Origin of the sequence: Streptomyces silaceus (assembly GCF_001419745.1) — a bacterium.
GTDB lineage: Bacteria > Actinomycetota > Actinomycetes > Streptomycetales > Streptomycetaceae > Streptomyces > Streptomyces silaceus.
Window position 1 is genome coordinate 11,189 of record NZ_LIRJ01000528.1, and the last position, 212, is coordinate 11,400.

Consider the following 212-nt stretch of genomic DNA (forward strand, 5'->3'; position numbering starts at 1 on the left):
AACTGACCGTGTACGTCGTCGGCTGGACCCCCGACAAGATGCCCCTGTTCATCGAGGGCGTGGCGCGCGCGTCCGCGCGGCTCGGCACCACCCCCGTCCCGCCGGGCACCCTCATCGGCGTCGCCGCCCTGGCCGCGCCCGAGTACCTGGTCGAGGTCGAGGCGACGGCGGTCGTCGACTGACCCGGCACCCCACGGTCCCCGCCCCTCCCC

1 protein-coding gene is annotated in these 212 nt (G+C 75.5%); it reads left to right on the forward strand.

The window, feature by feature from the left end:
- The coding region (locus AOK22_RS43400) for a RidA family protein (protein WP_482255569.1) at positions 1–182 on the forward strand (182 nt) is incomplete at its 5' end.
- Positions 183–212 lie beyond the last annotated feature (30 nt).